At 74.6% G+C, this 25,662-nt stretch carries 18 protein-coding genes and 1 tRNA gene; 5 read left to right on the forward strand and 14 right to left on the reverse strand.

Features of this window, described 5'->3' with window-relative positions:
- Nucleotides 1-8: 8 nt before the first annotated feature.
- From LEP48_RS03730 to LEP48_RS03765, 8 genes are all read right to left on the reverse strand, one after another.
- On the reverse strand, nt 9-791 hold the full coding sequence (locus tag LEP48_RS03730; RefSeq protein WP_225564240.1) for an amino acid ABC transporter ATP-binding protein: 783 nt from the start codon (nt 789-791) through the stop codon (nt 9-11).
- Nucleotides 788-1,681, reverse strand: coding sequence for an amino acid ABC transporter permease (locus tag LEP48_RS03735; RefSeq protein ID WP_225564241.1), 894 nt, complete (start codon nt 1,679-1,681; stop codon nt 788-790). Before LEP48_RS03735 ends, LEP48_RS03730 begins: the two co-directional genes overlap by 4 nt.
- Before the next feature lie 14 nt (nt 1,682-1,695).
- On the reverse strand, nt 1,696-2,568 hold the full coding sequence (locus tag LEP48_RS03740) for an ABC transporter substrate-binding protein (protein WP_225564242.1): 873 nt from the start codon (nt 2,566-2,568) through the stop codon (nt 1,696-1,698).
- A 138-nt stretch (nt 2,569-2,706) separates the two neighbouring features.
- Complete coding sequence (locus tag LEP48_RS03745) at nt 2,707-3,201, reverse strand: dsRBD fold-containing protein (RefSeq protein ID WP_225564243.1); 495 nt, start codon at nt 3,199-3,201, stop codon at nt 2,707-2,709.
- Between the two features lie 75 nt (nt 3,202-3,276).
- Nucleotides 3,277-3,609 carry a hypothetical protein gene (locus tag LEP48_RS03750; RefSeq protein WP_225564244.1) on the reverse strand — a complete coding sequence of 111 codons (333 nt, stop codon included), beginning with the start codon at nt 3,607-3,609 and terminating at the stop codon, nt 3,277-3,279.
- 209 nt (nt 3,610-3,818) lie between these two features.
- Nucleotides 3,819-3,895, reverse strand: a tRNA-Met gene (locus tag LEP48_RS03755).
- Nucleotides 3,896-4,131: 236 nt separating this feature from the next.
- Nucleotides 4,132-7,173: a UPF0182 family membrane protein gene (locus LEP48_RS03760; RefSeq protein WP_225564245.1), complete on the reverse strand. Its 3,042-nt coding sequence runs from the start codon at nt 7,171-7,173 to the stop codon at nt 4,132-4,134.
- A gap of 159 nt (nt 7,174-7,332) precedes the next feature.
- The gene (locus LEP48_RS03765; RefSeq protein ID WP_225564246.1) at nt 7,333-8,493 is read right to left on the reverse strand and encodes a YlbL family protein; all 1,161 of its coding nucleotides are present in this window, start codon (nt 8,491-8,493) and stop codon (nt 7,333-7,335) included.
- A gap of 175 nt (nt 8,494-8,668) precedes the next feature.
- Between LEP48_RS03765 and LEP48_RS03770 the strand changes: the two genes are divergently transcribed.
- Nucleotides 8,669-10,168 (forward strand): zinc-dependent metalloprotease, encoded by a 1,500-nt coding sequence (locus tag LEP48_RS03770; RefSeq protein ID WP_225564247.1) that lies wholly within the window; start codon nt 8,669-8,671, stop codon nt 10,166-10,168.
- On the opposite strand, the gene LEP48_RS03775 is transcribed toward LEP48_RS03770, so the two are convergent.
- A complete protein-coding gene (locus tag LEP48_RS03775; RefSeq protein WP_225564248.1) occupies nt 10,165-10,707 on the reverse strand; it encodes a M48 metallopeptidase family protein in 543 nt (180 codons plus the stop codon). The genes LEP48_RS03770 and LEP48_RS03775 overlap by 4 nt on opposite strands.
- Before the next feature lie 91 nt (nt 10,708-10,798).
- On the opposite strand from LEP48_RS03775, the gene LEP48_RS03780 reads away from it, so the two are divergent.
- Nucleotides 10,799-11,863: a ThiF family adenylyltransferase gene (locus tag LEP48_RS03780; protein WP_225564249.1), complete on the forward strand. Its 1,065-nt coding sequence runs from the start codon at nt 10,799-10,801 to the stop codon at nt 11,861-11,863.
- 106 nt (nt 11,864-11,969) lie between these two features.
- Here the strand turns inward: LEP48_RS03780 and LEP48_RS03785 are convergent, their stop codons facing one another.
- Both LEP48_RS03785 and LEP48_RS03790 read right to left on the reverse strand, forming a co-directional pair.
- On the reverse strand, nt 11,970-12,341 hold the full coding sequence (locus LEP48_RS03785; RefSeq protein ID WP_308009962.1) for a WhiB family transcriptional regulator: 372 nt from the start codon (nt 12,339-12,341) through the stop codon (nt 11,970-11,972).
- A 509-nt stretch (nt 12,342-12,850) separates the two neighbouring features.
- Nucleotides 12,851-14,896, reverse strand: a complete 2,046-nt coding sequence (locus tag LEP48_RS03790) for an ATP-dependent helicase (protein ID WP_225564250.1) — start codon at nt 14,894-14,896, stop codon at nt 12,851-12,853.
- Nucleotides 14,897-15,009: 113 nt separating this feature from the next.
- On the opposite strand from LEP48_RS03790, the gene LEP48_RS03795 reads away from it, so the two are divergent.
- Nucleotides 15,010-15,288: a mycoredoxin gene (locus LEP48_RS03795; protein WP_225564251.1), complete on the forward strand. Its 279-nt coding sequence runs from the start codon at nt 15,010-15,012 to the stop codon at nt 15,286-15,288.
- A gap of 105 nt (nt 15,289-15,393) precedes the next feature.
- On the opposite strand, the gene nudC is transcribed toward LEP48_RS03795, so the two are convergent.
- On the reverse strand, nt 15,394-16,389 hold the full coding sequence (gene nudC, locus LEP48_RS03800) for an NAD(+) diphosphatase (protein ID WP_225564252.1): 996 nt from the start codon (nt 16,387-16,389) through the stop codon (nt 15,394-15,396).
- 49 nt (nt 16,390-16,438) lie between these two features.
- On the opposite strand from nudC, the gene LEP48_RS03805 reads away from it, so the two are divergent.
- Both LEP48_RS03805 and LEP48_RS03810 read left to right on the forward strand, forming a co-directional pair.
- The gene (locus LEP48_RS03805) at nt 16,439-17,362 is read left to right on the forward strand and encodes a macrolide 2'-phosphotransferase (RefSeq protein ID WP_225564253.1); all 924 of its coding nucleotides are present in this window, start codon (nt 16,439-16,441) and stop codon (nt 17,360-17,362) included.
- A gap of 186 nt (nt 17,363-17,548) precedes the next feature.
- Nucleotides 17,549-18,427, forward strand: a complete 879-nt coding sequence (locus tag LEP48_RS03810) for a formate/nitrite transporter family protein (protein ID WP_225564254.1) — start codon at nt 17,549-17,551, stop codon at nt 18,425-18,427.
- Between the two features lie 21 nt (nt 18,428-18,448).
- Here LEP48_RS03810 and LEP48_RS03815 read toward each other — a convergent pair whose 3' ends face one another.
- Nucleotides 18,449-22,054 carry an ATP-dependent helicase gene (locus tag LEP48_RS03815; RefSeq protein ID WP_225564255.1) on the reverse strand — a complete coding sequence of 1,202 codons (3,606 nt, stop codon included), beginning with the start codon at nt 22,052-22,054 and terminating at the stop codon, nt 18,449-18,451.
- On the reverse strand, nt 22,051-25,587 hold the full coding sequence (locus tag LEP48_RS03820) for a UrvD/REP family ATP-dependent DNA helicase (RefSeq protein ID WP_225564256.1): 3,537 nt from the start codon (nt 25,585-25,587) through the stop codon (nt 22,051-22,053). Before LEP48_RS03820 ends, LEP48_RS03815 begins: the two co-directional genes overlap by 4 nt.
- Between the last annotated feature and the right edge of the window lie 75 nt (nt 25,588-25,662).

Below are 25,662 nucleotides of genomic sequence, written 5' to 3' on the forward strand. Positions count from 1 at the left end.
AGGGCGGTTCAGCGCAGCCGGCGCAGGAAGTCCCGCGTGCGCTCCCGCTGCGGGTCGTCGAGCACCTGGCCGGGGGTGCCGCGCTCGTGCACGCGGCCGGCGTGGAGGAACACCACCTCGTCGGCGACCTCGCGGGCGAAGCCCATCTCGTGGGTGGCGACGAGCATCGTCGTCGGGCCGCCGGCGACCCCGTCCGCGCGCAACGACAGGAGGAGGTCGAGCACCTCCCCCACGAGCTCGGGGTCGAGCGCCGAGGTCACCTCGTCGAGCAGCAACAGCTCGGGCCCGTTCACCAGGGCCCGCGCGATCGCCGCCCGCTGCTGCTGGCCGCCGGAGAGCTGGTCGGGGTACGCCCGCGCGACGTCGGCCAGCCCGACCCGCTCCAGCACCGCCATCGCAGCGTCCTCGGCCTCGGCGCGGCGCCTCCCGTGCACGACGCGCGGCGCGAGCGTCACGTTGTCGAGGACCCGCAGGTGCGGGAACAGGTTGTACTGCTGGAAGACCATGGCCAGCCGGGCGCGGACGGCGTCCGCGTCGACCCACGGGTCGGCGACGTCCTCGCCGTCGAGCAGCACCTGCCCGTCGTCGACGTCTTCGAGCAGGTCGACCACGCGCAGCAGCGTCGACTTCCCGGATCCCGACGAGCCCACCACGACGACGCACGACCCCTGCTCGACGTCGAGGTCCACACCGTCGAGCACGACGTTGAGGGCCGCACCGGTGCCGAACGACTTGCGCACGCCGCGCAGCGACAGCAGCGGCGCCCCCGTCACACCGCCAGGGGCCCTCATCGCACGACCCCCGCGCCCGCGACGCCGCGGAGCTGACCGCGCCACCCCTGGCGTGCCGACCACGCGTCCACCACGCGGGTCAGCGGGATCGAGATCACGAGGAACAGCAGGCCCGCCACCACGTACGGCGTGAAGTTGTAGTCACCGGTGGTGGCGATCTGCGCGGCCCGGATCGCGTCCACCGCACCGAGGATGGAGATGAGCCCCGAGTCCTTCTGCAGGGACACGAGCATGCTCGCGACCGGGGCGGCCACGTTGCGCACGGCCTGCGGCAGCACGACCCGCCGCACCGTCTGGCCGCGCGTGAGGCCCAGGGAACGCGCTGCCGCCACCTGCGACGGGTGCACCGACTCGATGCCCGCCCGGAACAGCTCGGCGAGGAACGCCGTGTACGTCAGCACGATGGCGAGCCCGCCCAGGAACGCGGCGCTCACCGGCAGCCAGGTCAGTCGCAGCGCCGGCAGCCCGAAGCCGACCAGCAGCAGCACCAGCAGCAGCGGAACGCCGCGGAACACGTCGACGTAGGCCACCGAGAGCAGCCGCAGGGGGAACAGCACGGGCAGCCGTGACGTGCGCACCACGGCGATCAGCATGCCCACGACCAGGCCCACCCCGCTCGCGACCGCCCACACCCGCAGGTTGAGCCAGAGCCCTTCGGCGACCTGGGGCAGCACCTCCCACGCCCGCTCGGGCGAGAAGAACGCCTCGCGCGCCCGTTCCCAGCCCGGCGCCGTGACAACCACGTACCCGACGGCGGCGACCACGAGGGCGGTGGCCACGCCCGCGACCAGCAGCGCACGGCGCCGCTGGGCGCGGCGGAACGCCGTGCGGGCCCGCGCCCGCTCCGACGGCTGCCAGCCGTCGGCCGCCTCGTCCCCCGCGGAGCTCACCTGCGTCCGACCGGTCAGGAGAGCTCGGGGACGTCGTCGGACTTCAGCCAGGTCGTCTTCAGCTCGTCGAGGGTGCCGTCCTCGGCGAGCGTGTCGACGGCGGCCGAGACGCACGCGGTCAGGGCCGAGTCCTTGTCGAGGACGAGTCCGAGCTGCTCCGGCTCGCCCACCGACGGCAGCGTGCCGACGACGTGCGTGTCCGGGAAGTAGACCGTCGTCGCGGCCACGCCCTGGTCGACGTCCATCACCATGGCGTCGACCGTGCCGGAGCTCAGTGCCGTCATGCCGTCGGCCACCGCGCTGAACGGCACGACCTCGACCTTGTCGCCCCATGCCGCCTCGGTGACGTCGAGCGACGTCTGGGAGGCGGTCACGCCCACCTTGGCGCCCTCGAGGTCCGCCAGGCTCGCGGCGGCGGAGAACTCGCCGGAGTCGGCGACGATGACGCCCTGCCGGCTGGTGAGGTACGGGCTGGAGAAGTCGACCGCGCCCTTGCGCTCCTCGGTGATGGTGGTCTGGTAGGCCGCGACGTCGAACGGCTTGATCGCCGGGCTGATGATCTGCTCGAACGTCACCGACTCCCAGACGACGTCGTCCTTCGCGAAGCCCAGCTCGTCCGCCACGGCGTACACGAGGGCGGACTCGAAGCCCTCGCCGCTGGTCGGCTCGCCCACGTACCACGGCTCGAACGGCTCGCTCGCACCGACGGTGAGGGTGCCGTCCGTGAGGGTCTGCAGACCCTCCGGGGTGCAGTCCGCCGCGGCGGCGCTCGACGACGAGCTGCCCGGCTCCTCACCGCCGTCCGACGAACAGGCCGCGAGCCCGAGCGCGAGCGCCGGGACGAGGGCGGCGGTGAGAGTGCGACGGGACCGGAGTACGAGGGGCACGGCAGGGCCTTTCACGCGAAGGGGGTGCGAGCAAGGAGACGCAGCCGAGCCTATGCGCGCCGTGGCGGGCTCAGGGCCCTGCCGCCCGTGTCCCCGCTCACACCCCGCACCCGGACGTCCGGCCGCCTGGCACGCACGTCAGGGATGCACGTGTGCGGCGTGACCCGTGCGCGCGGAGATGTCCTGCTCGGCCTGGCCCAGCAGGGCGTCGGCCAGCCGGCGCAGCGCACGACCCGCCGCGACCTCGTCTCCGATGACCGGCACCTCGACGTCGCCCGGGTCCTTGCGTGCGTGCCCCACGGCGCGGATCGCCCCGACGTCACCGTGCTCGGCGGGTCCGGCGACGAGCGTCGCCTCGGCCGTCGTGCTGCCCGCGGCCTCCAGCAGCGTCAGCTGGACCTGCCAGGTGACCGAACGCGCCGGGGTGGGCTCCACGACCTGGTCGTCGTCACCGTGACGCACCAGGGTGTCCGCACCCGGGAAGACCAGGGTCTCCTCCCCCGTGTCGGACCAGCGCACCCGGTACGGCGGCGACCCGTCCTCACGCTCGCAGGCCACCACGACGCCGTCCCTGACCGCGCCGCCCACGACCCCCGACGCCACCACGATCCGGTCGCCCACCGTCGCCCTCATCGCCGACCTCCTCGATCCGTCACCGCACCGGTCCCTCCCATCATGCGCTCCTGGCCCCGGCCCGGCAGGGCGGCCTCACCACGACGGCGTGGACAGCTGCACGAGGCCGACCGCCCCGTACACGGCCATCCCGATCGCCAGGAGGATCCCGGCGACGTCGAACGCCACACCTCCCCAGCCCAGGACGATGGCCTGCACGGCGATCGAGCGCACCTCCCGCTGCGAGGACGGTTCGACCTGCCCGAGCCGCCCGAGGACGCGATACCCCAGGACCAGCGCCAGCACCGAGCCGATACCACCCAGCCACAGCAGTCCCAGGATCAGCGAGGTCACCGCCAGCCGCTTCGTCTCGGCGTGGCCGCTCGGCGAGAACGCCGGCATCGTCACCGGCGGGTGCTGCTGTGTCATCGGAGCCCTTCGTCGACGCCTGTCGCGGGCGCTCGCCGGCGACTGCTCGAACGTAGCCTCTGGCGGGGCGGCGGACCCGCAGTCATCCACAGGCCGGGCGCCGACGTCGTCGATCGGGGGTGAGCGGCCAGCCCGCGTCGAGGGGGAACGCGAAAGGCCCGGGCCTACTTTCGTAGGTCCGGGCCTTTCGGATGTCCTCAGACATCCTGTGGTAGCGGGGGCAGGATTTGAACCTGCGACCTCTGGGTTATGAGCCCAGCGAGCTACCGAGCTGCTCCACCCCGCGTCGACTCCCTGAACATTACGGCATGGATTCCGGCGAGACAAACCCACCAGGGCCATATCCAGGCAGATGGGACGCAGGTCACATCCGCGCGGCGGCGGGGGCGCGTCGTCAGCCGCGGGATTCTGCCGAAAACCCGGGGCGGCCCTCCTCAGAGTCCGCTCCGCTCCACAGAGCGCGGGAGCCGCCATCCGGTCGGATGGCGGCTCCCGTGATGGTGCTGACCGGGCGTCCCGGGATCAGCCCCCGAGCTCACCCTCGGCTGCGATCGCAGCCTCGATCGCCGCCTGGAGGCGGTCCTGCGCCTCGCCGTACGCCGCGAAGTCGCCCTCGGCGAGGGCCGCGTCGGCGTCCTGCATGGCCTGGTTGGCCTGCTGGAGCGCCTGGTCGAGCTGCGCCTGCGCGTCACCGGCGGGCGCGGTGGCCTCGCCCGACGGCTCGGTCGACGGCTCCCCGGACGGCTCGGTGCTCGGCTCGGCCGACGGTTCGGTGCCGCCGTCCTCGCCCTCGACGGGAGCGGTGGGCACGTCCGTCTCCACCTCGCCCTCGGCGTCGCCGGCGTTCGCGCCGGAGTCGCCGCCGAACACCTGGTCGAGAGCCTCGTCCAGGGTCTCCGCGTACCCGGTCTGGTCACCGAAGGCGACCAGCACGCGACGCAGGAGCGGGAACGGCGTGCCCTCGGACGACTGGATGTAGACCGGCTGCACGTACAGCAGGCCGCCACCCACCGGCAGGGTCAGCTGGTTGCCCCGCACCACGCTCGACGAGCCGCGTTCCAGGATGTTCAGCTGTTCCGAGATGGTCGGGTTCGAGTCGAAGTTGTTCTGCACCTGACCCGGCCCGGGCACGGTCGAGTCACGGGGTAGCTCGAGCATGCTCAGCTTCCCGTAGTCGTCGCTCTTCTCGCCCGCCGTCGACCCGGCGTCGCCGTCGGCCGCGAGATACCCGGTGAGGATCTCTCGGTCGGTGTTGCCGCCCGGGATGAAGGTGCTCGTCAGTGAGAACGACGACGTGGCGGCGCCCGGCATCTGCAGCGACATGTAGTACGGCGGCTGCAGCGGCTTGGGGCTCTCTCCGCCCACCGTCGGGTCCTCCGGGTTGTCCCAGAAGTCCTGACCGGAGAAGAACTGACCGGCGTCCTCGACGTGGTACTTGGTGAGCAACGCCCGCTGGACCTTGAACAGGTCCTCGGGGTAGCGCACGTGGCTCATGAGGTCCCCGGACATCTCCGACATCGGGCGCACCGACGTCGGGAACACTCCCGACCACGCCTTGAGGATCGGGTCGTCCGGCTCCCACGCGTACAGCGTGACCGTCCCGTCGTAGGCGTCGACCGTGGCCTTCACCGAGTTGCGGATGTAGTTGACCTCGGGCTGCGTCTCGACCGGCACGCCCTGCGCCGCGAGCGTCAGGGAGTCGGCGGTCGCCTCCTGCATCGGCTGCGACGAGGAGTACGGGTAGGCGTCGGTCGTGGTGTACGCGTCGACGATCCACTTGACGCGGCCGTCGACCACCGCCGGGTACGTCCGGTTGTCGAGCGTCAGCCACGGGGCGACCTTCTGGACGCGCGACTGCGGGTCCCGGTCGTAGAGGATCTGCGACGCCTCGGTGACCCGGTCGGAGAACAGGATCTGCTCCGAGCCGAACTTCAGGGCGTACAGGAGCTTCGCGCCGAACGAGCCGATCTCCGGGCCCGCCTGGTGGTCGTCGGTCGGGAACGTGGTGTTGACCTGGCCGCCGCCCTCCTCGTCGTCGGCCTGGTAGTCCAGCTCCCACGGGGTCGTGCCCTCGGGCGCACCGACGATCGAGTAGTCCGTGGTCTCGGGGCTGAAGTAGATCCGCGGCTCGTACCCCTTGTCCGTGAGCGCACCCTGGGTGGGGATGCCGCCCTCGTAGAACGCGGGCTGGCCGTCCGGGCCGGGCTGGTTGCCGTACGCGGCGACGACGCCGTAGCCGTGCGTGAACACCGTGTGGTCGTTGACCCAGTTGCGCTGGCTGTCGCCGAGGCCGTCGAGGTTGAGCTCCCGCACCGCGATCACGGTGTCCCGCGACTCCCCGTCGATGTCGTACCGGTCCACGGCCAGGTTCGCCGTGAAGTTGTAGTACTGCTTGTTCTGCTGCAGCTGGCGGAACGACGGGCTGACCACCTGGGGGTCGAGCAGGCGCACCGACGCCGTGGTCTCGGCGTCGTCGCGCAGCGCGCCCGGCTCCGCCTCGGTCGTGGCGTCGTACGACGTCGTCTCCACGTCGTCGAGACCGTACGCGGCCAGCGTCGAGTCGATGTTGCGCTGGATGAACTCCGCCTCCAGCTCCTGCGCGTTCGGGTTCACCTGGAACCGCTGCACGACGGCCGGGTAGATGCCGCCGATCGCGATCGCGGAGACCACCATCAGGCCGACGCCGATCGCGGGCAGCCGCCACGAGCCGCGGATCGCCGCGACCACGAAGAGCGCGGCCACCAGCACCGCGACGCCCGTGAGGATCTGCTTCGACGGGATGACGGCGTGCACGTCGGAGTACGACGCACCGTCGTACTTGGCGTTGGTCGACGTGAGCAGCGAGTACCGGTCCAGCCAGTAGTTCGCGGCGATGAGCAGCATGAGCACGGCCGCGAGGACCGCGAGGTGCACGCGCGCCGCGGGGGTGGTCCGGGGTTCGCCGTCGGCCACCGGGCCGAGGCGCAGCCCGCCGTAGAGGTAGTGCGTCACCAGCGCCGCGATACCGGCGATGACGACGACGACCATGATGAAGCTGACCACGAAGCGCAACGCCGGCAGGGTGAAGACGTAGAACCCCAGGTCGATGCCGAACTGCGGGTCCTCGGTGCCGAACGCCGAGCCGTTGAAGGCGAGCAGCACCGTGCGCCACTGCGCGGACGCGGCCACGCCGGCGAAGAACCCGACGAGCACCGGCGCGGCGATCGTCACGACCCGCCGCAAGGGCTCGACGGCCTCCCGGTACTGGTCGAGGGTCGCCTGCTCCGGGGTGGACGGCGCGTACACGGGGCGCACGCGGTAGCCGAGCGTGAACGACGAGAACACCGCCGCCCCCATGATCAGGAAGCCGACGACGAACAGGACCGCGCGCGCACCCCACTCGGTCCAGATGACGTTCGAGAAGCCGAGCGCGTCGAACCACATCACCTCGGTCCAGAACTGCGCGAGGAGGAGCACGGCGACCACGACCACGGCGACCACCGTCAGGGTGATCGCGAGCGGGCTGCGCCGTCGCTTGGCGGGCGGGCCACCAGGACGTCGGCGGGGCGGGGCAGCAAAGGACACGGTGCGGGCACCTCATTCGTGCTCGGGACGGGTGGACGTCCTACCTGAACGTCTCGGGTCCCTCCCAGGTTCCCACGGTTCGCCCCACCACGTGCCCCCACGTCGTCACGGTCCCGTCACGGTCTCCGTGACGGTGCGGTCACGTGCCGGCAGGGGGCGTCAGGAGCCGGAGGTGCAGGTCGGCAGGTCGTCCGCCTCCCCGGCGCCGATGGCCTCGACGGCCTCCCGCGCGTCGGCGAGGGTGGAGATCCGCACGACGCGCAGGCCGTCGGGCACGTTCCCCACGACCTCGGCACAGTTGCTCGCCGGCGCGAGGAACCACTCGGCATCGTCCCGGACGGCCCCGTACAGCTTCTGGCGGATGCCCCCGATGGGGCCGACCAGCCCGTCGACGCTCATGGTCCCGGTGCCGGCGACCACCGCTCCGTCGAGCTCGTCGGCCTCCGTCAGCTTGTCGATGATGGCGAGCGCGAAGATCGTGCCCGCGCTGGAGCCGCCGATCTCCCCGGGACGGATCGTCACGTCCACGGGGTAGTCGTACTCGGGCTCGAGGTAGACGCCTAGCGCCGCCCGGCCGTCGCCCTGGCCCGTGGTGACGGTGAGGTCCTCGTCCTCCCCGCCGCGCTCGACCCCGAGGACGACGTCGTCGCCCGGGGTGACGTCGTCGAGCCCCGTGAGCAGGTCCTGGTGGGTCACCACGGGCGTGCCGCCGATGCTGCGCACGACGTCTCCCGGCTCCACCACTCCCTCGGCGCCGGACCCGGGCACCGCGGCCGCGACGGTCAGGGTCGCCGGCACCTCGAACCCGAGCTCCGTGAGGGCAGCCACGGTGGCCGACTGCTCCGAGCTCGTCATCTGCGCCTGCAGCACCTCCTGCTGCTGCTGCGGGGACTCCTCGCCGAAGACCAGCTCGACCGGCTGCACCGACCGCTGGGTCGAGAACCAGCCCTGCAGGACGTCGCCGAGCAGGATGTCCCCGCCCGGTCCCCCGAAGGCCGAGACCGTGGTGAGCCGCAGCTCGCCGGTGACCGGGAAGGTGGGCGCACCCTCGATCTGCACCACCGGGACGGCGGTCGCGCTCGCGCCGTCCGCCGCGCCGGAGTCGCTCGCCGACCCGTCCGACTGCTCGAGGAGGCCGAGCGCGTCCTCGGTCGGTCCGGGCGCGCGGATCGCGTACGGCGCCGGGAGCACGAGGAGGACGGCGGCGAGCACCGCCGTCAGCAGCAGGGAGATCCCCAGGGTCACGCTCCGCGGGGAGACCGGCGGGGCGAAGGGCGTCGGTGCGTCGTCGGGGGTGAGCACGTCGCGGTCGAAGGTCACCGCCCCATCATCCCCGACCTGCCCGAGGACGCAGCACTCCGGCGGGAGGCGACACGCAGGGTCAGGGGTTCCTGCGCCCAGAGCGAACCTGCTCCGCGTCGCACCTTGGCCGGGCACCGCGCGTGGTTACGGTGATCTCGCGCCAGTTCGCCGCACGCCAGCCGAGGAGCCCGACATGAGCAACCTGCCCGACGACCCCGAGGGTGCCGAGGAGCGCGAGCGGATGCTGCACTCCATGCTCGAGGGATTCTTCGGCGACCGCACCGACGAGGTCCTCGCCCAGATGCGCGCCCAGGGGATCGACCCGGCCGCGCTGGCGGGGGTCCCCGGCGCCGGCGCCCCCGACCCCGCCGTCATGCAGCAGGTGCTCGCCCAGGTCCAGCGGTTGCTGTCGGCGTCCGGCGACGGCCCCGTGAACACCGACGTGGCGCACGACGTCGCCCGCCAGGTCGCCGCCAGCGAGGGCGACCCCTCGCTCACGGGCGGCGAGTCGAAGTCGGCCACCGACGCCCTGCGGCTGGCCGAGCTGTGGCTGGACGCCGTGACCGACCTGCCGCCGGCGGGCGGGCCCTCGCACGCGTGGAGCCGCTCGGAGTGGGTCGAGGCGACCCTGCCGGCCTGGAACCGGCTGGTGGCCCCGGTCGCGACGTCGGTGGCCGAGGCGCTGGCGACCGTGCTGCGCGACCAGCTCCCCGAGGACCTGTCCGGCAGCGGGATGCCCGCCCTCCCCGGCCTGCCCGTGGGGGCGCTCGGCGCGCTCGATCCTGCCGAGATGATGCGTCGCCTCGGCGCCGCCGTGTTCGGCATGCAGACCGGCCAGGCCGCCGGGACCCTGTCCCGGGAGGTCTTCGGCGCGACCGACGTCGGGGTGCCGCTGCTCGCCGAGCCCGCCACGGTCCTGCTCCCGACGAACGTCGCCGCCTTCGCCGACGGCCTGGACGTCCCGCTGGAGGAGGTCAGGCACTTCCTCGCGCTGCGGGAGGCCGCGCACGCACGGCTGTTCGCGCACGTCCCGTGGCTGCCCGCCCATTTGCACGCGCTGGTCGAGCAGTACGCCCGCGGCATCACGATCGACCTCGACGTGCTCGAGGAGCAGATCCGCGGCATCGACCCGAGCGACGCCGAGGCGCTGCGGGGAGCACTCACCGGCGGCGTGTTCGGCCTGCAGCACACCCCGCAGCAGGAGGCGACGCTGCTGCGGCTGGAGACTGCGCTCGCGCTGGTGGAGGGCTGGGTGACCGAGGTGGCCGCGGCCGCCGCCCTGCCCCACCTGCCCCACACGTACCCGCTGCGCGAGATGATGCGCCGGCGCCGGGCCGCCGGCGGCCCGGCCGAGCACACCTTCTCCACGCTCGTCGGGCTGGAGCTGCGGCCGCGCCGGTCGCGCGAGGCGACGGCGCTGTTCGCGCACCTGCTGGCCGAGGGCGGCCCCGAGGCCCGCGACGCCGTGTGGCAGCACCCCGACCTGCTGCCCGACGACGCGGACCTCGACGACCCCGCCGGTTACCACGCGCGCCGCGCCGCGCTCGCCGAGGAGCAGGCCGACGTGGACGCGGCGCTCGCCCAGATCCTGGGCTCCGCGGACGCCGACGGGACGGACCCGTCGGACCGAGGCGGCGACGAGGGACGCGACGAGGACGGCTCTGGGGAGCCGGGCCCGGCCGGGGGACGCTAGCCGGCGTCGTCCTGGACGAAGGACACGCCCTCGAGGAACCCCCGGGCACGATCGGTGCGCGGGTAGGCCTCGAGCAGCTTCCAGAAGTCGGGCCCGTGCCCGGCGTGGACCAGGTGCGCCAGCTCGTGCAGCAGCACGTAGTCGAGGACCCACTCGGGCATGCCCTGCACCCGCGTCGAGATACGGATGGACCCGTCGACGAGCGTGCACGACCCCCATCGCCGCTCCTGCTGCGACGACCAGGACACGCTCGTGGGGCGCGGCCGGCCGCCGAGATACTTCTGCGCCAGGTCGCGCGCCCGCTCGGCCAGCTCCTCGTCGGAGGGCCGCCGCCGACGCTCCTTGTCCTCCAGACGGGCCAGCATCTTGGCCACCCACTCGCGCTCCTGGTCCCGCGAGAAGCGCGCAGGAATGGCCACGACGGTGCGTTCACCATCGCGGTACGCGCTCACCGTGGCGGTCCGACGGCGGCTCCGTCGAACCTCCACAGACGCCATCGTGTCGTGGGCCACGGCACGACCGTACCGGGAATTCGTCATCTTTGTGAACAAGAACACACGTCAATAGCCTGCGGCCGGGCCTGTGGACGACGCCGGCCAGGGCCGCCGACGTCGTGCCAGAGTGGCGGACATGACGCCCAGCGGATCGAGCACTGCCCCTGTGCCGGCGCCCCTGCGGCTCCGTACCGGGACCCCGGTGGTCGACCGCGGCGACGGCGAGGTCCAGCTCGGTACCGATCCCCGGTGGAGCGTCGTGCTCACCGGTCTCTCCCCCGCCGAGGCGGGCTGGCTGTGCGACGCCGCGGTGCGCCGCCACCGCTCCCTGAACCAGGTCTCGCGGCGGTGGGGGGTGGACGCACAGCGACGGGCGCTGCTCGAGCAGGTCCTCGAACGGGCGGGCTACATGGTGCCCGCACACCGCGGCGAGCCGGGTGCGCTCGTGGACCGGGCCGCGGACGCCGTCGTCCTCGGCGCGCTGCGACCCGACGACGCCGGGGACGCGACCCTCGCAGAGCGCGCGGGCCGCACCGTGGGCCTGTCCGGGCTGGGCCGGATCGGCGCGCTCACTGCCGAGCACCTGGCCACTGCCGGCATCGGGACGCTCGTGCTGGACGATCTCGAACCGGTGCAGGTCGTAGACCTCGGCATCGGCGGGTACGAACGGGAGGACGTCGGCCGGACGCGGGCATCCGCGCTGGCGGGTCGGCTGCGGGCGCGGCACCCGGAGACGCTGGTGCTCGGGCCGGACGACGCGGCCGCGCCCGACGTCGTCGTCGAGGTCCAGGCCCACGCCGTCGACCCGGGCCGGTACGAACGGCTCCTGGGCAGCGGCGTGGCACACCTGCCCGTCGTCGTGCGGGAGGCGGACGTCGTCGTGGGGCCCTTCGTCGTGCCGGGGGTCTCGGCGTGCGTCGGGTGCGCCGCACGTCACGCGGCCGACCTCGACGAGCGATGGCCCGTCGTGGCCCGGGCGCTGGTCGGCGCCTCCCGGCCCGCGCCGCAGGAGACGACGCTCGCCGCCCTGGCCGGCGTGCTCGCGGCCGGGCAGGTGCTGGCCTTCGTCGACGGCGCCCGTCCGGTCACGGCCGGTGCCCAGCTCGAGGTCGCGCTGCCCGAGGCCGTGCCGCGACGACGACCGGTCAGGCCGCACCCCGCCTGCGGCTGCACCGCGCTGCCGGGGCCGTCCTCCCGATAGGGAGACGAGCCCCGACGAGAACACGAAGGGGCGGGTCGCATCGTCCGCAGCCCGCCCCTTCGTCCGCTCTCACCGGGACCCGTCGAGATCCCGGCGACGCCGGCGGTCATGCCGCCGCGGTCTCCGACTTCCGCGGCCGGCCACGACCGCGCTTGCGGGCCACGACCTTGCCGTCGACGAAGACCTCACCGCCCCACACGCCCCAGGGCTCCTGGCGGTCGAGGGCGCCCGAGAGGCACCCCGCCTGGAGCGGGCAGGTACGGCAGAGCGACTTGGCCGCCTCCACCTGGGCCGTGTGCTCGGCGAACCAGAGCTCGGGGTCGTTGGTGCGGCAGGGCAGGAGCGCAGCGAACTGGCGGTCGAGCTCGTCCGCCTCGGCCGCGCTCTGCGTGAGGGGTTGATGGGGAGTCCAGGGGCCGGATCCGCCCTGGGGGATCGTGTCGAGCAGCCGCTCGTCCAACAGCTGTGCGAGACGCACGAGTTCCTCCGTCAGGTCCTGAGGTTGAGATGAACTTCGATGTTCAGGACCTGCGGATGGTCCCCTGCTGTCAGGGGTCCGGCTCGTGCGACCTGGTGAGGTCTTCTTCCCTGGGCGGAAAGACGAAAGCCGCGGGTCCTTGGGTGGACTCCGCGGCCTGGACCGGTGCTTAGACCGGTGGGCTCCAGGGGGCGGAGTCGGGAGCGCGAGTGTGGCCGATGGCTGCGACACCGCCGGCGTACAGACGCACGCGAGACGGATCGACGGACACAAGTCGCATCTGGGCAGAGGTGTGCCCGGACGCGCCGAATGCCGGCGCCTTCATCGTCACGATCAGGTGCTTCGTGTTCACTGCAAACTCCCCTCCTCACTGCGATCGGACCCGAGCCTCTCGGCACGCGTCACTCCGTCACGAACTCTTCGAGCATAGACGCTGCCTGCCGGGCTGCCACATCTTTTTTAGAAGTTTTTTTCCGACAAGTTTTTCGAGAGCCGCTGAACGTCCCTCGTCAGTCCACCGCACCGCCCACGATGGCGAGGATCGTGGCCCCGTAGCGGTCGATCTTGGCCGGACCGATGCCGTTGATCCGGGCCAGCTGCGCCACGGACGTGGGCTTGAGCTCCGCGATCGCCGCGAGGGTGGCGTCCCCGAGCACCGTGTAGGCAGGCTTGTCCGTCTCCCGCGCCACCGACAGCCGCCACTCCCGCAGGGCGTCGAACAGCGCGACGTCGTGGTCGCCCGTGAGGCGCTGGCGCGCCTGCCCCCGCGCCGCCCGCGACCGCCCACGACCGCTCGGCTCGTCCGGCCACAGGCCGTCGAGGAACCGGGTGCGCTTGCGCGTCGCCCGGCCGCCCGGGTTGCGCGAGCGAGCGAACGACAGCTCCAGGTGCTCCCGGGCGCGCGTGACGCCGACGTAGAGCAGGCGGCGCTCCTCCGCGACGCCCTCGTCCGTCTCGGCCAGGGAGATCGGCATGAGCCCCTCGCTCACCCCGGCGAGGAAGACGGCGTCCCACTCGAGCCCCTTGGCTGCGTGCAGCGACGCCAGCGTCACCCCCTCGACCGTCGGGGCGTGCTGGGCCGACGCGCGCTCGGTCAGCTCCTCGACCAGGGTGGTGACCGTGGCAGGGGCGTCCGCGGGGGCCGCCGCGGCGACGTCGTCCGCGAGCGCCACGAGCGCCTGCATCGCCTCCCACCGTTCCCGGGCGGCGCCGCGCGCGGCAGGCGGCTGGGAGGACCAGCCGGCCGTGGTCAGGACGTCGCGCACCTGCTCGCCCATCGGCTGGTCCGGGTCGGCCGAACGCGCCGCCCCCCGCAGCAGGACGATCGCGTCGCGCACGTCCTTGCGCTGGAAGAAGCGCTCCCCGCCGCGCACCAGATAGCTGATCCCGGCGTCCGCGAGCGCCGACTCGAACGCCGCCGACTGCGCGTTGGTGCGGTACAGCACGGCGATCTCGCTGGCGCGCACCCCCGAGGCGATGAGCCGCCCGGCACGGGCAGCGATGCCGGCAGCCTCCGCCTCGTCGTCGTCGTACGCCGTGAAGCTCGCGGGCGGCCCCGGCGGCCGCTGGGCGACGAGCTCGAGCGCGCCGGCCACGCGGCCGCGGCGCAGCACCTCGTTGGCGAGGTGCACCACCTGGGGCGTGGACCGGTAGTCGCGTACCAGCCGCACCACCTCGGCGTCCGCGTAGGTGCGCGTGAAGTCGAGCAGGTAGTGCGGCGTCGCACCCGTGAACGAGTAGATGGTCTGGGACGGGTCGCCCACGACGCACAGCTCGCGCCGCCCGCCCAACCACTGGTCGAGGAGGAACTGCTGCAACGGCGACACGTCCTGGTACTCGTCCACGACGAAGTGCCGGTACTGGGACCGCACCTCGTCCGCCACCACCCGGTGGGACGAGAGCATGTCCGCGAGCATGAGGAGCACGTCCTCGAAGTCGATGACGCCCCGTTCCGTCTTGACGTCCTCGTACGCGGAGATGAGTCGTGCGACCGTCTGGTGGTCGAAGCCCGACGGCGGTGGCCGGTCGTCGGCGAGCGACGCCTTGACGTAGTCGTCGGCCGTGACGAGCGAGACCTTGGCCCACTCGACCTCGCTGGACAGGTCGCGGACGGCGACGCGGTCGACGCTTGCACCGACGCGGCGCGCGGCCTCCGCGACCGCCGGAGCCTTGTGCTCCATGATCCGAGGAGGGGCGCCGCCGACGACGCGCGGCCAGAAGTAGCCGAGCTGGCGCAGCGCCGCGGCGTGGAAGGTGCGGGCCTGGACGCCCGCGACGCCGAGCTCGCGCAGCCGGGTGCGCATCTCCCCCGCCGCCCGGGCGGTGAACGTCACGGCGAGCACCGACGTCGGCTTGTACGCGCCGCTGCGCACCCCGTAGGCGATCCGGTGCGTGATCGCGCGCGTCTTGCCCGTGCCGGCGCCCGCCAGGACGCAGACCGGGCCGGTCAGGGCCAGTGCGACCTGGCGCTGCTCCGGGTCGAGCGCGTCGAGGATCGCGTCGGGATGAACCCGGTCGAGGCCGGTGTTGCCTGGGGAGTTGGTGGCTGTCGACATCGTCTGCGATTGTCGCAGGCGCCGGCGACATCGCGTTCCCGTCGTCCCCAGGGCGACGCGGCACGCCCGCCAGAGCTCGTCAGAACCCGCCAGGACCCATGGAGGACCTCCCGATGACCGCCGCTCCGTCCGCCTCGCCCCAGGCCCCCGCGCCGGGCACCGTCACGATGTACTCCACCACGTGGTGCGGGTACTGCCGCAGGCTGCGCACGCAGCTCGACTCGGCGGGCATCGGCTACACGGTGGTGGACATCGAGGAGCAGCCGGAGACGGCCGCCTTCGTCGAGCAGGTCAACGGCGGCAACCGCACCGTGCCGACCGTCGTCTTCCCGGACGGGACCGCGGCGACCAACCCGTCGTTGGCCGACGTCAAGGAACGCCTCGGCTCCTGACCCCCGCGGACAGACGGTGGGTGCGGGGTCCACGTGGTGGGTCCCGCACCCACCACCTGTGCGGCGCGCAGGACGCACACGGCCGCTGGGCCGGCCCACGGGCGCCTACGGCTCGTCGATCGGGCCGCCGAACCACTCCTCGATCAGCGCCCGCGCGATCGACGGACGACCCGGCAGGCCGACCTGCCCCTCGTCCACCGCCCGGGCGAGCTCCGCCCGCGTGAACCACCGCGCCTGGGTGACCTCGACCCCGTCGACGCGCACCTGCGTGGTGCGGGCCCGGGCGCGGAACCCGAGCATCAGGGAGGCGGGGAACGGCCACGGCTGGCTCCCCCGGTACAGCACGCCGCCGGGGTCGGACGAGATCTCGACGGAGGTCTCCTCGGCCACCTCCCGGCGCACCGCCTGCTCGAGGCCCTCCCCCGGCTCCACGTAGCCCGCGAGGGTGGAGAACCGGCCCTCGGGCCAGTGCGCGGCATGGCCGAGCAGGAGTCGGTCGTCGTCGTCGACGACGGCCATGATCACCGCCGGGTCCGTGCGCGGGTACACGACGACGTCCTGTGCGACGCACCGGCGCACCCACCCCGCCTGCTCGACGACGGTCGGCTCCCCGCAACGGGCGCACCGGGCGTGCGCGGCGTGCCATGCGGCCAGGGCGACCGCCTCGGCGGCGAGGCCGTCGAGCTCGCGCCCGCCCAGCGCCCGCAGCCCCGCCCAGGCGTACCGCCGCACCAGGCGCGTCGCCGGCGCGGCCGGGGACACGCCCTCGATGTCGACGGCCTCCGTGTCGGCGTCGTCGGGCAGGACCAGCGCCAGGTACGCACCGCGGGTCGTGAGGTCCTCGCCCAGGAAGAGCCAGCGGTGCCCGGCCCGACCGTCCGCCTCGGGCTGGACGGACACGTCCGCGACGGCTCCCGGGCTCAGCAGCGCGAGCATCCCGCCGTGGTCGACGGCGGGGCGCCCCCGGTGCACCAGCACCACGCGCGTGGTCGCGTCCGCCAGCAGCCGTTCGAGGAGGTCCGGCTCCCCGCGCCGGTGGGCCGCGCGGTCGTGCGTGGCCCTGGTGTAGGTCAGGTCGGGGAGCGGGACGGCGTCGGACACGCTCCCGACCGTACCCGTGCAGGGGTGCCGTCGGGACTACGGTGGGCGGGTGCCACGCAGTCCGCTCGCCCTCGCCGCGCTCGCGACGGCCGCCGTCCCCGGTCTGGACGCCCTCTCGGTGCGCCCCGAGGAGCTCCCGGGCGACTACGACGTCGCCGTGGTCACCGCGGCCGACGAGCGCGAGTGGCTGGTCCGCGCCCCGCGCACCACGATGGCCGGCGCCGCCCTGGAGGCCGAGATCGAGCTGCTCGACGCGCTGCACCTGTACGTCGACGCCGGCGTGCTGCCGTTCACCGTCCCTCAGGTCGCCGGGTTCGCCCTGCTGCCCGAGGGCGGGCGCGCCGTCGTGCACCGCCACGTCACCGGGGCCCCGCTCGACCTCGACTCCCTGCGCCCGGGGCCGGGGCTGTCCGCAGACCTCGGCCGGACGCTGGCCGCCGTGCACGAGCTGCCGACCTCCGTCGTGGAGTCCTGCGGGCTACCGTCCTACACCGCCTCCGAGTACCGCGAGCGACGCCTGGTCGAGCTCGACGAGGCGGCCACCACCGGCAGGGTCCCGCCCACGCTCCTGCGCCGCTGGGAGGCGGCGCTCGAGGACGTCGCGCTGTGGCGCTTCCAGCCGGTCGTCGTGCACGGCGACCTCGCACCCGACCAGATGCTCGTCACCGGCGGGCGGGTGACGTCGGTCAGCGGCTGGTCCGAGGCTCGCGTCGCGGACCCGGCGGACGACCTCGCCTGGCTCCTCGTCGCGGCCCCGCCCGAGGCCGTCGACTCGATCATGGAGGCGTACCAGCTCCGCCGCACGGAGCTGCACGACGTGCGGCTCGTCGACCGGGCGCTGCTCGTCGGGGAGCTCGCCCTGGCCCGCTGGCTCCTGCACGGCGTGCGGCGCTCCCTGCCCGACGTCGTGGCGGACGCCGAGGCGATGCTCGCCGACCTCGACGAGGCGACCCGCGAGGACGCCCGCGCCTGAGCCGTCCCGGTCCCGCGACCTGGTCCTCTCAGGGGCGACGGCCCACCGGTGAGACGACGGACACGAGGGTCTTACCGGGTTCGGGCAGGTCGAAACACGACCCGAACACTCGCACAACATCGCCACAACCCGCCCGGGCGAGGATCGGCGGCAGCACCAACGCCGTCACCTCTCCGAAGGGTCGCCATGTCGTACGTGATGCCGCAGGACTTCGTCTCGCAGATGGTCGCCACGGGTGAGAAGAAGCTGTTCACCTCCACCCGGGACACGCTCATCCGGTCCTTCATGGGTGCGGCGCTCCTGACGATGGGGGCGGCGCTGGCCGTCACCATCAGCACGACCACGGGCAACCCGCTGCTCGGAGCCGTCTTCTTCCCGATCGGCTTCATCATGCTGTACCTGATGGGCTACGACCTGCTCACCGGCGTCTTCACGATGGTGCCGTTCGCCGTCCTCGCCCGCCGCCCGGGCGCGACGTGGCGCGGCGTGTGGCGCACCTGGGGGCTCGTGTTCTGCGGCAACTTCGCCGGGGCGCTCACCGTGGCCGTCCTGATGGCGATCACGCTCACCTACGGGTTCTCCACCCCGCCGGGCGAGATCGGGCAGGCCCTCGGCGCGATCGGCGAGAGCCGTACCGTCGGGTACGCCGAGCACGGCGCCGCCGGGATGCTCACCCTGTTCGTGCGCGGCGTGCTGTGCAACTGGATGGTGTCGACGGGCGTCGTCGCGTTCCTCATGTCCAAGGACACGATCAGCAAGGCGATCGCGATGTGGATGCCTGTCTTCCTGTTCTTCTACCTCGGGTTCGAGCACTCGGTGGTGAACATGTTCCTGTTCCCCTCGGGCCTGCTGCTCGGCGGCGACTTCACCCTCGTCGACTACCTCGTGTGGAACGAGCTCCCGACCGTGCTGGGCAACCTCGTGGGCGGCCTCGTCTTCGTGGGCCTGCCGCTGTACCTGACGCACTACCGCACCCGGCCCGAGCGGCTGCGCGTGGGCCCCGAGGGTCCGGGCGAGCCCGTCAAGGCCGCCGCCGAGGACCGGTTCTCCACACCCGTCGGCTGACCCCGGCGTCGGCGACGTCGGTCAGGCGCCACGCACCAGCGCCTCGAGCTCGGCCTCGTCGAGCAGCCGCTCCGGCCGGACGGTGACTCCCGTCGTCACATAGCAGAACGCGGCGGATACCCGCTCCACCGGCACCCCCGTGTACCGGGACCACGCCAGCCGGTACACGGCGAGCTGCACCTCGCGCGCCGCGCGCGCCGCGGCGTCCTTCGGCTCCCGTCCCGTCTTCCAGTCCACGACCAGCACCGCCGGCGCCTTGCCCTCCGCCGGGGGCGGCGCGTCCGGGTCGACGAAGACGGCGTCGATCCGGGACCGCAGCATGATGCCCGCCACGGGGGTCTCGACGTCGACCTCGACGGCGACGGGGCTGCGCGAGGCCCACTCGGAGGCCTCGAACCTGGCCTGCATCGTCTCGAGGTCGACGTCTGCCGGCAGCTCGCCGTCCTCCGCGCCGGCGAGGTCGTCGACGTCCAGGAGCGAGGACGCCGTGTAGAAGCGCTCGACCCACTCGTGGAACCGCGTACCGCGGCGGGCGTGCACGGTCGGCTCGTGCGGCACCGGGCGACGCAGCTGGAGCGCGAACTCCCCACGGTCGGCCGCCAGCCGCACGAGGCCCGACGCCGAGACGTGCGCCGGCATCTCGATCTCGCCCTGGACGTCACGCGCGCCACGCTCGGCCAGGAGGATCCCGGACAGCGCGACCAGGTCGCGCCCCGCCGCGTCGTGCAGCATCCCCGTCGGCGCCGCCTCCCCGACGGCCGCCGCGGCGGCGACCCGCGCCGCGGTGGCGCGCAGCACCGTGCGGGGCGACGGCGTGATCCCGATCACCGCGGCGGCGGCCTGCCCGGCGACGGTGTCCGGCGCGGCGACCGCGTCCAGCGCGACGTCCGGCGCGTCCACCTCGGGCCACGTGGCCGTCACCTCGACGTCGTCACGGGGGTTGCCGGTGCCCGGCTCCGGCGGCGGCGCCCAGGCGTCCCCCGCCACGACCCCCGCCTCGACGAGCTCGGCGAGGAACGGTGAGACGCGCCGCGGCGTGCTGCCCGTGCCCCACCAGTGCCCGGTGAGGTGCAGCTCGCGGCGGGCCCGGGTGAACGCCACGTAGGCGAGCCGGCGCTCCTCGGCCAGCCGGTGCGCGCCGCAGGCGAGCCGGAACTCGGCGCGCCGGTCGGCGAGGTCCTTCGTGTCCGTCGCGTCCTGCCACGCGAGCTCGGGCAGGTCGTCGGCGTCGCCGCGCAGGTGGTACGGCAGCGCCGCGAGGTCCGTGAGCCAGCCGGAGTCGGTGCGCCCCTGAGAGCTCTCCGCCTGGCTGGGGAACACGCCGTCGACCAGCCCCGGCACGGCCACGACGTCCCACTCCAGCCCCTTGGCCGCGTGCGCGGTGATCACCTGCACGGCGTCCGGGTCCGGATCACGGACCGGCATGTCGAGGCCGCGCTCCTGGTCGCCCGCCACGCCCAGCCACGCGAGGAACGCACCGAGCGTGGCCACGTCCGCCGACTGCGCGAACGACGCCGCCACGTCCCGGAACGCGTCGAGGTGCTCGCGGCCACGCTGGCTCACCCCGTCCCCGAGACCGCCCGCGAGCCGGTCCGCGAGGACCTGCGCCGTCGCGACCTCGACGTCGAGCCCGAGCGCGCGCTCGGCCTGTGCGACCAGCTCCGGCAGCGACAGGTACGTCAGGCCGCGCAGGTCGCGCAGGAGCCGGGCCAGCGCGCTCAGGCGGCGGTGCCCGTCCGCCGTCAGGACCCGGCCGTCGCGCGCGGCGCGGCCCGGCTCGGGCAGGTCGTCGAGCGCGTCCACGATCGACCGGTGGTCCACGACGTCGCCCTCCACGACCGCCGGCGTCCCGTCGTCGGCACCGGGGCCGCCCGGCTGCCGCCCCGTGGGCGGACGCGCCCCGTCCAGGCGCGCGAGGTCCGCGGCCCACGAACCCAGCGCGTGCAGGTCCGACGCGCCCAGGTTGACGCGGGGGCCGGTGAGCAGCCGCAGCAGCGAGTCGCCACGGGACGGGTCGTGCACCGCCTCCAGCAGCGCGACGACGTCGACGACCTCCGGGGTGGTGAGCAGCCCGCCCAGCCCCACCACCTCCACCGGGAGCCCGCGGCGGCGCAGCGCCACCTCGACCGCGGCGAACTGGGACCGCGCCCGGCACAGCACCGCCGCCGTGACGCGGCCGGACCCGTCGCGGCGCGCGGCACGCCGCCACCGTGCCGCGACGAACTCGGCGACGGCCTCCGCCTCCTCCTCGCTCGTCGCGGCGACGTGGGCGCTGACGACCCCGGTGCCCGCGTCCGGACGCAGGTCGAGGGGCGGCACGTCGACCCCGGTGCCCGTGGCGAGCGCCTGCTCCCGCAGGGGCGCGGCCGCGACGTTCGCCGCCGCCAGCACGGCGGCGTCGTTGCGCCACGACGTGCTCAGGTAGCGCACCGCCGCGGGCGCGCCGGCGCCGGTGCGGAACCGCTCCGGGAAGCGGGCGAGGCCCGAGGCCGACGCCCCGCGCCACCCGTAGATCGACTGGTGCGGGTCGCCGACGGCGGTGACCGCGTGCCCGCCGCCGAAGAGCCCGGCGAGCAGCTCGACCTGCGCATAGGAGGTGTCCTGGTACTCGTCGAGCAGCACCACCCGGTACCGCGACCGCTCCGTGGCGCCCACGGCCGGCACGGAGCGGGCGAGCTCGGCCGCGAACGCGATCTGGTCGCCGAAGTCCAGCGAGTCGGCGATGCGCTTGCGCCGCCGGAACTCGGCGACGAGGTCGAGCAGGCGGGTCCGCTCCGCGACGGAGTCGACGAGCTGCTGGATCTCCTTGGTGCGGCGCTTCTGCCGCGGACCGAGCGGCAGGGCGTCGAGCCTGTCGACGACGTCGCTCAGGGCGTCCCGCGCGTCGTCGACCGTCACGAGGTGCTCCCCGAGCGCCCCCGACAGGGCGATCACCGCACCGACCACGGTGCTCACGGCCTTGTCGGTGCCGAGGTCGTCCGCCCACGACTCCACGACCTGAGCGGCGAGCTGCCACTGGTTCGCCTCGCCGAGGAGCCGCGACCCCGGCTCGATCCCGAGCCGTAGGCCGTGGTCCGCCACGAGCGCGGCGGCGTAGGCGTTGTACGTCGCGACCGTGGGCCGCGCGAGCAGGTCCAGCCCGGAGGCCGCGCGCCCCCGGGCGCGGGCGAGCTGGGCCAGCCGGGAGGTCACTCGCGTGGTCAGCTCGCCGGCAGCCTTGCGCGTGAACGTCAGGCCGAGCACCTCTTCGGGCGCGACGAGGTCGTTGGCGATCAGCCACACGACGCGGGCGGCCATCGTCTCCGTCTTGCCGGAGCCGGCGCCCGCGACGACGAGCACGGGCTCGAGGGGTGCCTCGATCACCGCGACCTGCTCGTCGGTGGGCGCCGGGCGGCCGAGCAGCTCGGCGATCTGCCGGGCCGAGGTCCGCGGGGCCACCGGGGCCTCGGTGCCCGCCGCGGGCTCCGCCAGGGGGTCGGCGGCGTCCGACGGGCGCACGGCCGGCTCGCCCAGGAGGTCCGCCAGCTCGGGGAACCCGAGGTCGGCGCCGCGGTCGGGCAGGTCCAGCGCGTCCCACGCGGGGTCGGGTGCGTCGCCCTGCGGGGCGCCGTGTGCCGGCTCGGTCATCCGATCACGTTCCTTCCCTCGGGCTGGACCGGGCACGAGCGACGGACCGGGCACATGGGGCACAGCTCGTTCTGGTGCGCCGTGAAGCGCGCGGCGGCCATCGTGTCGGCCGCCCCCTCGACGAGCTCGCGCGCCCAGCTCGAGCCGTCGGTGCCGACGTCGAGCCCCGGCTGGTCCCGCACGGTCGGTGCCACGGTCGGGGTCCCGACGTAGACCAGCCGGGCGCCCGCGCTCCGCGTCCCGTCCGGCAGGTCGAGCGCGCCCTCGGTGACGGCGAGCTGGTAGGCCCCGAGCTGCGGGTGCTCGGCGGCCTTGGCCCGCGCCGGGGCGGTGCGGCCGGTCTTGAGGTCCGCGACGGCGACCGCGTCCTCGCCGGGCTCCCCCGCCTCCTCGACGCGGTCGATCTTGCCGCGCAGCCGGGCCCGGCCCACCATCACCTCGAACGCGGGCTCCACGAGCAGCGGCCTGCCCGCCTGCGCGTAGTACGCCGCGAGCCGCTCGATCATCTGCTCCGCCCGCCGGCGCAGCTGGCGCGCGGGCCACCCGTCGGGGAGAGCGAGCTCCGGCCACCGGCGGTCCAGCTCGCTCCGCAGCTCGGCGAGCGAGCCCTGCGGCAACGTCTCCGCGATCGCGTGCACGAGCGTGCCGAGCGTCTGGTGGGTGGCGTCCGGCGCCGTGGCACCGGCGGACTCGAAGGCCCAGCGCAGGGCGCAGCTGCTCACCGTCTCCACCTTCGAGGGCGAGACCACGACCTCGTCGGCAGGCCCCCAGAGCGGCGCGTCGGCCGAGGCGCCCGCCACGCCGTACCAGGTGCGCGGGTCGGCCTCCGGCACGCCGGCGCCCGCCAGGTCCACGAGCAGCGCCGCGGCCGCCTGCGCGGGCGCCGCCGGACCGCCGTCGCGCTGCGCCGTCACGTCGCGCACGAGCTCGCCACGAGCTGCCGCGACGACGCCACGCAGGTCGAGCGGCGGACCAACCGTGACGCGCCGCGGGTCCGGCCCGTCCAGGTGGCTCTCCCCGTCGGGACCGTCGTCGTCCGGCGGGGGCGGGGACACCAGGTCGAGGAACACCGACGGCGTCTCCTCCGCGTCCTCGACGGCGGTCACCACCAGCCGGCGCCGGGCTCGCGACGTCGCGACCAGGAACGACCGCAGCTCGTCGGCGAGCACCTGGCGCCGCGCCTCCGGGCCCCACCCGTGCGCGGTGCTGCTGCGGCCCGCGAGCAGCTCCACGAGCGCCTGCGAGCCGAGCAGGGAGTCCCGCAGCCGCAGGTCGGGCCAGACCCCGTCCTGCACGCCGACCACCGCCACGACGTCCCACTCGCGCCCGGCCGCGCCGGCGGGCGTCAGCGCCTCGACCGAGCGCGCGCCCACCGCGGCCGCCGCCAGCGAGTCGGCGGGCAGGTCCTGCGAGGCCAGGTAGTCCACGAACGCCGCGACGGGCGCACCCGGCATACGGTCCACGTACGTCTCCGCGGCGCGGAAGAGGGCGAGCACCGCGTCCAGGTCCCGGTCCGCCCGCCCTGCCGCCGGGCCGCCCGCGAGCGCCTGGTCGCGCCAGCGCTCGGCCAGCCCCGTGGCCGCCCACACCGACCACAGCACGGTCTGCGCCGTCGCACCGGGCTCCGCGGCAGCCTGCCGCCCGGCGGCGAGCACGCGCGCGACGGCGAGCGGGCTGCGCCGCACGGGAGCGGGCAGGGTCTCGGCGCGGGCCGGGTCGTCCAGCACCTCGACCAGCAGGGCGTCCGACGACCGTCCCCCGCCGCCGGCGAGCTCCTCGGCGCGCAGCGCGCGCCGGAGCCGCCGCAGCGCGACGGCGTCCAGGCCGCCGACCGGGGAGACGAGCAGCAGCGCGGCGGTGTCGGCGTCGAGCGTGGAGGTCGGCTCGCCCAGCTCGTCGGCGAGCATCCGGTCCAGCCCGCCCCCGCCGGCGCACACGCGCAGCGCGGCGAGCAGCGGTGCCACGGCGGGCTCGTCGCGCAGCGGGAGGTCCGAGCCGAGCAGCGCCACCGGCACCGACGCGGCGACGAGGTCGCGCCGGAGCGAGGCGAGCCGGTCGCCGCTGCGTGCCACGACCGCCATCCGCTCCCACGGTGTGCCGTGCAGCAGGTGCTCCGCACGCAGCTCGCGGGCCACGTACGCGGCCTCCTGCGCCGCACCGGCGAGCACCGCGACCCGGACGCCGACGGGCGCGTCGGCGTCCGGCACGGCGCCGTCGACGCCGCCGGAACCACCCGCACCGCCGGCACCACCGGCATCGCCGGGCGAGGTGCCGCGGGCGCCCTCGCGCACCTCCTCAGGAGCGCCCCGCCTGCCGTCGGACACGTCGTCGGACACGACGTCCGTTGCGTCGTCCGTTGCGTCGTCCGGACGTGCTCCCGCGCCGCGGTGCAAGGCACCGGAGACGGTGGCGACGCGCGCCGAGACGTCCCGGGTCACCGCACGCAGCGCCGCGGGCTGCCGCCAGGCGGTGCCGAGCACGACGGTCCGCGCGTCGAAGGCCCCGACGGCGCCCGAGCGGGCCGGAGCCGCCGCCCGGCCGACGAGGCCCGGCGCCGCGCCGCGGAACCCCTGGACCGCCGAGTCCGGGTCGGCCAGGAGCACCAGACGCGCACCCGCGCCGTGCAGCACGTGCAGCAGCCGCGCCGTCGCGACGGTCGCCTCCTGGTAGTCGTCCACGACCACGAGGTCCCACGACGGGCGCGGCACGTGCGGCAGCTCGGACTCCCAGGTGCCCAGCGCGTGCGCCGCCTCGTCGACGACGCCCGCGGGGTCGTAGCGGGCGCCCGAGTCCGGCGTCCCGAGGCGCAGCGTGGTGACGTCCAGGTACTCCTCGTAGAGCTGGGCCGCCATCCGCCACTCCGGCCGGTCGTGCCGCTCGCCGAGCTCCGCGAGGTCGACGGGCGCCAGCCCTCGCTCGGCCGCCCGCATCAGCAGGTCGCGCAGCTCCTGACGCAGGCCGCGCAGGCCGAGCGACTCCGGCGGCAGGTCGGGCGGCAGGTCGAGCTCGCTGCCTTCGCCCGCCACGTGACCGGCGAGCAGGTCGGCCAGGACGAGGTCCTGCTCCGGCCCGGAGACGAGCGTCGGGGGCGGGTCGCCGTGCGCCGCGGCCCGGGTGCGCAGCACCGCGAACGCCGCGGACGCGGCCGTGCGGACCATCGGCGCGCCCACCGTGCGGCCCGCGCGGGCCGTGACGACGTCACGCAGCCGGGCGGCCGCCCGGCGGGACGCCGCCAGCACCAGGACGCGCGCCGGGTCCAGCCCGTCGTCGAGCGCACGGACCGCCACCGTGGCGGCCACCGTGGTCCGCCCCGTGCCTGGCGCGCCCACGACGAGCGTGACCGGGTGCTCGCGAGCGGTGTCGACGGCGGCCTGCTGGGTGGCGTCCAGCGACGGCCCGGCCTGCCCCGGAGCGCCCGGCTCCCCGTGCGCCCCCGCCTCCGGCGGCGGCACGAGGCGCAACGCGCGGCCCGGCGCCGGGCGCGGCCCGGAGCGAGGCTCAGGGCGGGGCTCGGGTCGGCTCGCTGAGGTCACGGCCTGATTCGATCACGGGGCACCGACAGCGACGGAAGGCCCGCCCGGGCCTGTCGCGAACCCGGCACGGCGGTT

The sequence above is a fragment of the Isoptericola luteus genome, assembly GCF_020297055.1.
Taxonomy (GTDB): domain Bacteria; phylum Actinomycetota; class Actinomycetes; order Actinomycetales; family Cellulomonadaceae; genus Isoptericola; species Isoptericola luteus.

Excerpts from the sequence above, each read along its gene's own strand:
- LEP48_RS03775 (WP_225564248.1), bottom strand. The coding sequence starts at position 10,707 with ATGACGAATTCCCGGTACGGTCGTGCCGTGGCCCACGACACGATGGCG.
- LEP48_RS03745 (WP_225564243.1), bottom strand. The coding sequence starts at position 3,201 with ATGAGGGCGACGGTGGGCGACCGGATCGTGGTGGCGTCGGGGGTCGTG.
- LEP48_RS03780 (WP_225564249.1), top strand. The coding sequence starts at position 10,799 with ATGACGCCCAGCGGATCGAGCACTGCCCCTGTGCCGGCGCCCCTGCGG.
- LEP48_RS03795 (WP_225564251.1), top strand. The coding sequence starts at position 15,010 with ATGACCGCCGCTCCGTCCGCCTCGCCCCAGGCCCCCGCGCCGGGCACC.
- LEP48_RS03815 (WP_225564255.1), bottom strand. The coding sequence starts at position 22,054 with ATGACCGAGCCGGCACACGGCGCCCCGCAGGGCGACGCACCCGACCCC.
- LEP48_RS03730 (WP_225564240.1), bottom strand. The coding sequence starts at position 791 with ATGAGGGCCCCTGGCGGTGTGACGGGGGCGCCGCTGCTGTCGCTGCGC.
- LEP48_RS03770 (WP_225564247.1), top strand. The coding sequence starts at position 8,669 with ATGAGCAACCTGCCCGACGACCCCGAGGGTGCCGAGGAGCGCGAGCGG.
- LEP48_RS03790 (WP_225564250.1), bottom strand. The coding sequence starts at position 14,896 with ATGTCGACAGCCACCAACTCCCCAGGCAACACCGGCCTCGACCGGGTT.
- LEP48_RS03750 (WP_225564244.1), bottom strand. The coding sequence starts at position 3,609 with ATGACACAGCAGCACCCGCCGGTGACGATGCCGGCGTTCTCGCCGAGC.
- LEP48_RS03810 (WP_225564254.1), top strand. The coding sequence starts at position 17,549 with ATGTCGTACGTGATGCCGCAGGACTTCGTCTCGCAGATGGTCGCCACG.